8 protein-coding genes are annotated in these 9,045 nt (G+C 58.1%); 4 read left to right on the top strand and 4 right to left on the bottom strand.

Going from position 1 to position 9,045, the window contains the following annotated elements:
* Positions 1-1,313: asparagine synthase (glutamine-hydrolyzing) (gene asnB / locus NZ740_10655; protein ID MCS6772460.1), on the bottom strand; the 1,313-nt coding region annotated here is incomplete at its 3' end.
* 170 nt (positions 1,314-1,483) lie between these two features.
* On the opposite strand from asnB, the gene NZ740_10650 reads away from it, so the two are divergent.
* Genes NZ740_10650 through NZ740_10640 form a run of 3 tightly spaced genes read left to right on the top strand, consistent with a single transcriptional unit; the run spans position 1,484 to position 4,201 of the window.
* Positions 1,484-2,482 (top strand): glycosyltransferase family 4 protein, encoded by a 999-nt coding sequence (locus NZ740_10650; protein MCS6772459.1) that lies wholly within the window; start codon positions 1,484-1,486, stop codon positions 2,480-2,482.
* A gap of 1 nt (position 2,483) precedes the next feature.
* Positions 2,484-3,449 (top strand): glycosyltransferase family 2 protein, encoded by a 966-nt coding sequence (locus tag NZ740_10645; protein MCS6772458.1) that lies wholly within the window; start codon positions 2,484-2,486, stop codon positions 3,447-3,449.
* Positions 3,446-4,201: a class I SAM-dependent methyltransferase gene (locus NZ740_10640; protein ID MCS6772457.1), complete on the top strand. Its 756-nt coding sequence runs from the start codon at positions 3,446-3,448 to the stop codon at positions 4,199-4,201. The genes NZ740_10645 and NZ740_10640 overlap by 4 nt, the downstream gene beginning before the upstream one ends.
* Here the strand turns inward: NZ740_10640 and NZ740_10635 are convergent.
* Positions 4,166-6,052: a hypothetical protein gene (locus tag NZ740_10635; GenBank protein MCS6772456.1), complete on the bottom strand. Its 1,887-nt coding sequence runs from the start codon at positions 6,050-6,052 to the stop codon at positions 4,166-4,168. The genes NZ740_10640 and NZ740_10635 overlap by 36 nt on opposite strands.
* Before the next feature lie 64 nt (positions 6,053-6,116).
* Positions 6,117-7,220: a glycosyltransferase gene (locus NZ740_10630; GenBank protein MCS6772455.1), complete on the bottom strand. Its 1,104-nt coding sequence runs from the start codon at positions 7,218-7,220 to the stop codon at positions 6,117-6,119.
* Between the two features lie 88 nt (positions 7,221-7,308).
* On the opposite strand from NZ740_10630, the gene NZ740_10625 reads away from it, so the two are divergent.
* A complete protein-coding gene (locus NZ740_10625) occupies positions 7,309-8,310 on the top strand; it encodes a glycosyltransferase (GenBank protein MCS6772454.1) in 1,002 nt (333 codons plus the stop codon).
* A 19-nt stretch (positions 8,311-8,329) separates the two neighbouring features.
* Here NZ740_10625 and NZ740_10620 read toward each other — a convergent pair.
* Positions 8,330-9,045: glycosyltransferase (locus NZ740_10620; protein ID MCS6772453.1), on the bottom strand; the 716-nt coding region annotated here is incomplete at its 5' end.

Raw genomic sequence — 9,045 nt, 5'->3', positions numbered from 1 at the left:
GACGGATTATCAGGAAACCGGTCCGCCTCCTCTAAAGGCACTGCCGGAAGGCCCCAGCGGGCTAAATCGGAGGGTGAAAACACGCGCTGCTGGTACCAGTGCGCTCGAGGGACGGTTTTGCAGCGCCGGCGCAGGCCATAGAGGCGTGTAAATTGATCAATGGCGGGCGTCGTAACGCCCAACCGTTGCGCGATCCGCGCGGAAAAATAAAGCAAATCCTTCCATCGCGTCTGACGAGGATAATGCTCGTGCATCGCGATGATCGGTTTGTACCAGAAATTGTAGCCTCCCACGATTTCGTCGCCTCCATCGCCAGTGAGCACGACCTTCACGTATCGGGCGGCCTTTCGACAGATCAACCACGTGGGGACCGCAGAGCTGTCGAAAAAAGGTTCGTCGTAGACCTCCGCCATGCGTTGCACCAGTGATGGAATATCCTGGTTGGCATCGTGTTCCTCGATGTGACACGTCCCGCAATGCCGTGCCACCTCTCGGGCATAGCGCAGTTCAGAGAATGGTTCCTCGAAGCCGTAAGAAATCGTGCGCAAAGCCGGATTGTATCGGGAAGCCAATCGCACAACGCTGCTGGAGTCGAGGCCGCCGCTCAGAAACGCTGCCACTTCAACATCTGCCACCAATTGTTTTTGAACCGCGCGGTCCAGTCTCGCCTTGAATTCCGCGATCGCCTCGCGCTCGTCAACGCGTTCCGATGGTGGAGGCGGCGTCCAGTACCTGGCGATTCGGATCGAACCATTTTTCCATTCCAGGGTGTGAGCCGGCGGCAGCGAATCGATATCTCGGTAGATCGAACGGCCCCGAGGCGAATAGCCAAACATGAGATAGTGTGATAATGACTCAAGATCGATAGAGGATCGGACCAACCCGGACGCGAGAATGCCCTTGACCTCAGACGACATCACCAGCCCGCCGTCCGGCAAGCGGGCGTAATATAAAGGCTTTTCTCCCATCCGGTCTCGCGCAGCAAACAGACGCTGTTCGCGCTCATCCCAAATCGCGAACGCGAACATGCCCGGAAGATGGGCCATCATGCCGCTTCCGTATTTGTCGTACAGCGCCAGTAAAACTTCCGTATCACACGTAGTCCGAAACGGATAATTGAGGCGCGGAATAATTTCTCGAAACCCGTAAATTTCCCCATTAAAGACGACACAACGCTGGCCCGAGGCATCGTACATGGGCTGTTGGCCGCCCTCCGGATCGATGATGCTCAGTCGCCGGTGCCCCAATACACAGTTCGAGAAGACGGCGATGCCCGCTCCATCAGGTCCCCGATGCGCCAAACGTTCATTCATGCGAAGCAGCGCTTCGCTAAAACGCGCAGCTTCTTTCGCGAGGATAAGATTGATGCCGCACATCAGACAGCGCTGTTCCACTTTGATGATTTAGGACGGATGTCACCCATTCCGCTATTGCCCCACTGGCATCCGTTGCTTTTTGACTGAACAATCCTCAGCATGAAGGCATGTCGAACGAATTAGCAAGCCGCCCTCTTCGCATCCTGACCAACCAGGCGTATTGGCAAAGCCCCGTCTGGCGCGAAAAGGTGGATTCCATTCATCCCGAGCACGGACGGGGGCTGGTTCGCGAACCACCCGCGTGGAAGCAAGCGTGGCTCATGTTCCGAAGGCGTTCCCACTATGATGTGGTACTCACCCTCGGCGTCCGCGAATCGATGCTGTACGGGCTTTTCTGCCTTTTGATCGGCGCTGAGTCCCTCCAGATCATGACAGAGGTGTTTCTTGACGACGAACGGGCCGGTCCTGTCTGGCATTTGAAAAACCGGCTTTACCGCCGAATCGCGCGACGGGCGCTCGGCGTGATCGCAAATAGCCGCGCCGAAATTGATTCTATCTCCGAGCGCTATGACATTCCGCGAGATCGCATTCGGTTCGTTCCAATCAATAGCACGCTGGCCGATCATCCGATATCGCACACCGACGATGGCTTCATCCTTGCGGCCGGCCGCTCACACCGCGATTATCCCACATTGATCGCCGCTGTACGCAGCCTGAAGTGCCGAATTGTGATCATCTGCGGGCGGCACGATGACATTCCCGCGGGGGAGATCCCGAACGCCACCATTCTTCGCGATGTCAATTATGACATCTATCTCGACCACCTTCGACGATGCACTCTCGTCGCCATCCCCCTTCGCGAAACGAGGCGGGCAACCGGCCAGGTTGTCGCACTTGAGGCGATGTCGCTCGGCAAACCCGTTGTCGCGACGCGCGTCGCGGGTACGGTCGACTACATTCAAGATGGCATTACGGGACTTTTGGTCCCGCCCGGCGACGTATCGGCATGGCACGCCGCGCTGGATCGCCTTTTGAAAGATCACGCGCTGCGTGAACGCCTTGCGCAGGAGGCCCGCGCACAGATTGAAGCCCGTCATTCGTTTGACACGCATGCCCGTCTCAAACTACAAGCTATCCGCGAGTTGTTCGAAAAATCCCGGCCATAAAATGACCGCGACGCGACCGGAACATTTCACCCTCGGCATCGTAATCCCCTGTTACAACGAAGAGGAGGTTCTTCCCAAACTACTAGCCGCTCTCGAGAAATTTATTGGGGAGGCGCCATATGCCATTCGGGTTTTATTTGTCGATGACGGCAGCCGCGATCGCACGGAGGAACTCTTATGCGCGGCTTGTTCACGACAGCCGGCGTACGCATATCTACGGTTTTCCAGAAACTTCGGCCACCAAACGGCCGTCACGGCCGGTCTGGCCCACATTCCCGGCGAGGTCATCGGCGTCATCGATGCCGATCTGCAGGATCCACTCGAAGCGCTTGCGGGCATGGTCGAAAAATGGCGCGCTGGCTACGATGTTGTCTATGGGGTCCGAAAGAATCGAAAAGAGGGCCTCTTGCTCCGCTTTGCCTATGCGGCGTTTTACCGCCTGCTCAAAAAGATGGCCAATATTGAAATTCCGCTGGACTCGGGGGATTTTTGCGTGATGGACCGCCGTGTCGTGGATGTGATCAACGCCATGCCGGAGCATAATCGCTTCATCCGCGGCTTGCGAGGATGGGCGGGTTTCAGGCAAATCGGATTCCCCTACGATCGGGCCGCTCGCGCGGCGGGTAAAACCAAATACACCATCAGCCGACTTCTGAAACTTGCCTTCGATGGCATGATCTCCTTCTCATCGGTCCCGCTAAGACTTGCCAGCCTGCTGGGCGTGCTGGCTGCTCTGCTCGGGATGGTGTACCTCGGCTATGCTGTCGTCGTAAAAATTCTGGATCCCGCCGCCCCCATCGGCTGGGCTTCAACCATCGCAGTGATCATTTTCTTCGGCGGAATTCAACTGATTGTGCTCGGCATCATCGGCGAGTATCTGGGCCGAATTTTCGACGAAACGAAGCGAAGGCCCTTGTACTTGATCGACCGCACCGGCGGCTGGCTCGGAGGGACAGCTCCTCGATGAGTCTACGCAATGACGCCGTGAGCTGGCTCCGCATGATGGGCCTGCTTCGTATCGTCGCATCCATTCATCAGCAATGGCTGAACTTCGTCAAATGGATATGCCGCCTCCGTGGAAAATCGCCGATCGATGCCATTTATCACGACCGCTATTTCGCCGCCGAGGAGGCTTGGACCGAGCCTTCCGCCAAAGACGTTGTCGACATCATCCTTGCTCGGTTCCCGGTAAAATCCATCGTCGATGTCGGATGTGGATCCGCTGTCTACCTCCGCCACTTCCAAAATGCCGGTCTCGAGGTCAAGGGCTATGAAGGCAGCGCGGTTGCGATTCGGCGGGCGCAAATCGACCGGTCCAAAATTCAGCAATTCGACCTGACGAAGCCGCTCCGTCCCGATCGCCGTTACGAGATGGCCATTTGTTTTGAAGTGGCCGAGCACCTGCCCGAATCGGCTGCCGACACCCTGGTTGAAAACCTGATCGCGCTGTCGGACCTCATTCTGTTCTCGGCCGCCCAACCGGGACAGGGCGGCGTTGATCATATCAATGAGCAACCCTGCTCCTACTGGCAGGCGAAATTTGAAGCCCGCGGCTTCGCACTCGATGACGCAGCTACGACTTACCTCCGCAGGGCGTTCGGCAGGCAAGGTTCTGTCTGGTGGCTTGAAAGAAACATTCTCGTTTTGAAAAAGGCGCCCTCGCCTTTCTTCGACCACGCCGGTCTATCGTTCGAATCGCGCGTACCCCCATCGCAATAGCGGCGATGTCGATAAACATGTTCCGTCGATAATCTCGATCATCAGCGGCGGCGACCCCCAGGAAGCAAGGGGGACGGCCACTCGAACCACGCGAGAGAGTCCATCGGCTTCGCGCTCCCAGACCACACGATCGCCCTGAAGAAGACGAATACGCGCGCCGGCCAGAGACGCGCGATCTAGCGGCCACAAAAACAGAGTGACGCGCGTGGCACCGGCCGGTGGTCTGAAGCTGCTACCGGTTGCGTGCAGACCATCTTGGCATGAAATCGTCTCTGTAAAGACGGTCGGCTCGGCTGACTCCATGCGACCGCCGCCCTGCCGCAGCACGCGTACATTTACGTAGAGTTGATCCTCCGCAAGCGCCCGTATGATTCGCGGCATGACCAACGCTGCCAGCCCTTGTATAAGCAAAACCAAAGACCACCACGCGCCGAACAGTCGGATTGTCGAGCGGACTGACAAGGAGGGTTTCCCGCACGACCATGCCGCAGCCGCTAGGATAGCGAGTATTCCCTGGACGTGGAACGAGTAGCGCGGAGATGTTTCACCAACCGCAACATAAATGGCACAGAAAAGAAGAGGGACTGCCGCGACGAGCAAATGCTCGGGTATGGCCGTCGGAGATCTCGCCCGTTTCCACAGTCCCACCGCTACAAGCGCCAAAAACGCGGGTGCAAAGGCCACGCGCATGCCCCGAAACACTTGACGCAGCGCGCCGTAGCCCGCCTGTTCCAATTGCTGTTCAATGGCGGTTGCGTAACCGACCAGGAAAAACTTGGCAGCCTTCAACAAGGGAAGAGCGATCAACGTTTTGGCCGGCTCATACGCGATTTGCGACAAAATCAGGCTTTTCATCGCCGCCTGTTTCTCCGGCCACGGGGTCTCTCGGTCGATTTGTTCGTATACCCCGTAGTATTCGCCCCACGTCGCGACATTCCACCCGCGTGCAGTGAAACTGATCGGGTGTGAGCTCATCCGATAGGGCCGATACTGATTCAGCCAACCGCTGAACCAAAGAGAAAACGGCGCATATAGCAGCATGGCCGCCCCCAACATCACGCCCAGGCGCGCAAACCTCAGATCTCGCACTCCCCACCCTAGTCCACCAAAGAATACCGCAACGACCGAGACCACCAGCATGAATTTGTCGATTCCACTTTGCAGATGCAGCGCCGATAAAATGGTTCCCAAAAGCCATCCGTCGCACAGCCATACTACTGGCGCCGCATTTCCATCCGCCGCCCGCGCGAGCAGATAGACACCGGCTAAGACCAGAAACGCGCCCAAATATTGATGCGTGTAGTCCAAAATCAGCCAGGAGTGAATGGGGATCAAACTGACAACTGCATAGGCAACGCGCGCCGCTTGCCGCCCATACAGACGCCGCGCCAGCCCAAAAACCATCCCGTTGTGAACCAGCGATAGAACCAAATTGAGTGCCCGCGCCGTTGCGACCTCCTGGCCCGGCCAGAATTTCGCAAGCGGGTACAAAAAAGGCAGGGAGCGGCCCACCCACAGATAATCATCGTAATAACGGGCAGCCAACTGAAGCATCGTTTCCTCGCCGAAGCCTTCCCGAGCAAGAAGTCGGATGGCGTCCAGCATATATTCGCAATCTCCCGTCTGTTCATAGTCGGGGGTGGCCAACCAGATAAGAAGACGAAAAAAACTCGCAACTGCGGCCCACCCAATAAGAAAAGCGCGATCCGATGCCGCTGGCGGCAATCGGATAGCCTGTCTGATCCCCAGCAACAAGAGACCGAGAATCGCCGCAGCAGCAATGGCGCCGAGGATCCCGGACTGCATCAGGCGCCGCACAGAGACGATGGAGGCGGTAACCAGCGACAGCAAAACCGCCGCACAAAGGAGCGCGATGATCCCTCGAAAAAGTAAGGATATCCTCGCGTCTTCTCTCTCAACCTGCACGACGGAGCACACCGGTATAAAGTGCACAATGCCGTTCAATCATCTGATCGAACGAAAATTCGCATTCCAATTTCTTACGTCCAGCACGGCCCATTTCCGCAGCCACGTCGGGCGCTGCCATCAAGCGGCGCAGCGCCTCAGCCAGTGCGGATTCATTGCCCGCATCAACCATAAAGCCCGTGCGGCCATCCTCCACAAGATCCGGAATACCCCCCACACGCGTGGCAACAACCGGCCGATTCCAGGCCATTGCCTCAAGCAGGCTCATCGGCAAATTCTCAATGGTTGAACATAGAACGAGCGCATGGGCCCGCGGCACCAACTCGGAGAGGGGCTGATATCCCGTGCATATGACTTGTTCCGCCAAACCCAGTTGCTGGATCCGCCGCTCAACCTGCGGCCGAAGCGGGCCCTCTCCGGCCAATAGGACCTGCAGGCGGTGCCCTTCCCCTGCCAGGCGGGCAACCGCGCGCAACAGCAGGTCATGATTTTTCTCCTCGCTGAAGCGGCCTACATGCAATACCGTGAACGGTTCCGGTGGCGGCCAGGCGCATGCGGATGCACTGGGCAAATCTTCGGTCGGATACCCCGTCGGTATCCGCCAGAGGCGCCCTCGATCGATTCCGACTTTCAAAAGCTTTTCTTCGTAATAGCGCGAAAGACAAATCACGGCGTCAAACCGCCGAAGCGCAAACTTCTCCAAGGACTCGTAAAACCGCTCCTTCAAATCTCGACGGAAAAGCCAGCCGTGCACCGTCGCAACGAGCGGGCGCACGCCGCACAGAAGGGCATGAAGTACAGCCTTGTATCCGGTTGTATGCAGGATGGTTCCTTTCGACTGCTCAAAAAGTTCGCGGCATCGGCGCACCGCAGCGGCGGATATTCGCCCACTCACGGGAATCGTGTGATAATCGATCCTCAAGTCGTTCAGCGCCCTGGCGAGCGCCAAAGGGGGCGGCCCCAAACGAGATTCGTGCAGAAGCACAAATGAGACCCGCATGCCGCGCCCCCGAAGCCCACGCGCCAGCAGAAGCGTAGCCCGCTCCGCGCCATAAAGGGCAGAGACGTCCTGCAGGAGGAAGACGATATGCATGCTTAGATGGGTGACCGAGATACGCGCTGATCACGAAACCGCAGGAGGGGAGTAGACGCTTGACAAAAAGCCATTTATAAACGCCGCAATGGTTGTCAGCTTTATCCTCGTCGCTCTGAACGAAGCCAGAACCCTTCCCGCGTCAAAAACTCATTTGGACCGCTTGTCCGTTCCATCGGGCTTTTCAATCGAAACCCTCCTCATCGACGGCGGGAGCGCTGATGGTACTGCCGAACTCGCCGCCCGCCTCGGCTTCTCACGTATATTTGTCCTGCCCGGGGCATCGATCCCGCTTTGCCGCAACGAAGGTTTGCGGGAGGCGCGCGGCGAGTGGATTGCCTTTCTGGATGCCGATTGCCTGATCCAGCCGGACTGGCTGACGCGCGCAGCGCCGTTGATGCTGAAACATCGACCGCTGGTACTCGGTTGGCCCGCGGAGCCACCCACCCCCCGAACATGGGTCCAGGAGGCCTGGTACCTCCATTGGACGAATAAAAACCCGGCTTTTGAAGATGAATCCGGAGAGCCGGTCGTCAAGCGCGAAGGGTTCCGCCTGATCACCACCCGCAACATGATCCTTCACCGCGAGGTGGCCGAAAAACTCGGCGGATTTGACGAAACCCTCGCCACCGGTGAGGATACGGATTTTGTATTCCGCGCTCATATGTCCGGCATTCCCTGCTGGGGCCTGCCAGCCATGAGGGCCGTTCACTTGGGTGAACCGGCGACGCTGCGGGCATTCTTTCGACAGCAGGTATGGCATGCAAATCGCCGGGCGTATCAAACTATTTTCCGGAAAAGCGGCATGAAAATCGGCGGGAACGCTCCGCTGTTCACCCTCATCTTCGTGGCGCTTTTCGCTCTCATGGCTGGCGGGGCGATTGCCACGTGGTGGCACCCGCGCGCCGCATGGCTGATTGCGACGTTGCCGCTGTTCCTCCTGAGTCTTGCAGCGCGCACATGCGCACGTGCCAAACGCTGGACCATGATTCCGGCCCTCGCCATTCTGTACGGCGCCTACGGCGTGGCACGTTCTCTCGATCTCTTCGGCCTTTCCCCCCGCAAAGTCAGTTGGAAAACGAGACGTTGATCGAATCCTGCTCATGACGTCATCTGCCGGCTCCGCGCAAAACATCCGCGTATAGCGAGCAAAAATGGCCGGCTATGATGGCCGGCTGGAACTCCCGTTCAACGCGCGCACGGTTATGCACGCCCATGTCGGCGCGCAGCAAAGGATCTTCAAGAAGCCGGACCAGCGCCTCCGCAATCGCTGAATCGTCGCCGGGAGCCACAAGGAAGCCGCCTCGAGGCGGATCCACCAATTCGCGATTTCCGCCCACATCGGTGGCCACAATCGGCAAACGCGCAGCCATGTATTCCATGATCGTGTTGGAAAGGCCTTCATTCCGGGATGGCGTGAGGGCGCCGATGGCAACGGTTCGTAAAAGTGCAGGAATTTCCGTGACTTCACCGAGGAAAAAGACGCGCCCGGTCAGATCCAGTTTTTGGCACAATCGCTCAAGCCGAGCCCGTTCAGCGCCATCCCCAGCGAGAAGAAACTGAGCAGTTGGGCGTCGAGCCGACACGCGGGCCGCCGCGCGCAAGAAAGTCTCGTGATCCTTTTCTCGATCAAGTCGGGCCACCTTGATGATGGTTTCAGTCGGCTCCCACGCGATCTTGCCAGGAAACCCCCGCCGAGCTTCTTCATCGAATTCTCGGGTATCGAGAATGTTGGGGATCAAGCGGAAGCGCTGACGCGGCGCGCCGCATTTCGCGAAATGTTCCACGATGGCCTTCGCGTTTGCGACCACCGCAACGGCGTGTC

This window comes from Kiritimatiellia bacterium (genome assembly GCA_025054615.1).
In the GTDB taxonomy this organism is placed as follows: Bacteria; Verrucomicrobiota; Kiritimatiellia; order CAIVKH01; family CAIVKH01; genus JANWZO01.
The sequence above is the reverse complement of the archived record's forward strand: the minus strand, read 5'-3'. Positions and strand labels throughout refer to the sequence as shown.